We start from the raw sequence: 802 nt of genomic DNA, 5'->3' as shown, positions 1-802 counted from the left end.
GCCTGGGACAGAGCAGCAATCATCGCCTCGCGTGACGACAGGCGGCTTCCGTCAAGCACCGCATCCAGGGCGCCCGTACCCGCCTCTACGGCGACATAGCCCTCTTCTGTTTTGACGAGGACGCATGGGTCCGGCGTTTCCCCGTTCCAGTTCGTCTGCGTCGTCCATATCGCGACATCCTGCATGGCAAGATCGATGTTCTGTCCCAGCCCGCTTCGCGCGCGCTCTCTCAACATGACAAGGATTGAGAAAAACGCGAACAGGCCGCCCGTGATGTCGCCCGCGGAGATACCAAGCTTCATGGGAATGTCGCCCACGCGCGTCTGGTCCATGATTCCGGACATCGCCTGAACAACAGTATCGAATGCCCCGCGGCCGGGGAGCTTCGAGTCGAACCCGAAACCCGATATGCCGCAATACACGAGGCGGGGATTGATCGACTGCAGTCGGGCAGTGGAGAACCCTAGCCTGGCCAACGATCCGGGCTTCATGTTCTCCAGAAGCACATCCGACCGCTCCAGCAGCTCGCAAAAAAGTTCCTTGTCGGCAGGATCCCGCAGATCGAGCTTCAGGCTTCGCTTGCCGCTGTTGCTCAAGGCAAAGAAATAGCCTGTTCCGGACTGGTGCGGCGGCCAGGCCCGTGAGCCCTCGCCGTCTGGCGGCTCGATCTTGATCACTTCCGCGCCCAGCGACGAAAGGTGCCGGGCCGCCAGTGGCGCCGTCGTGTACTGCCCGATCTCGATCACGCGCACTCCGGCGCAGGGCAGATGCAGTTTCGGCTTTGACGACTTCGGCGCCTCGT

Annotated in this window: 1 protein-coding gene; it reads right to left on the bottom strand. The window is 62.1% G+C overall.

Annotated features, from left to right (window positions below; translation table 11 throughout):
* A partial coding sequence (locus tag ACK8OU_RS20370; RefSeq protein WP_410305146.1) for a CaiB/BaiF CoA transferase family protein occupies positions 1-746 on the bottom strand: 746 nt, incomplete at its 3' end.
* Between the last annotated feature and the right edge of the window lie 56 nt (positions 747-802).

This window comes from Pontitalea aquivivens (assembly GCF_046507575.1).
GTDB classification, from domain to species: domain Bacteria; phylum Pseudomonadota; class Alphaproteobacteria; order Rhodobacterales; family Rhodobacteraceae; genus Pontitalea; species Pontitalea aquivivens.
This window is presented reverse-complemented; position numbering and strand designations above follow the sequence as displayed.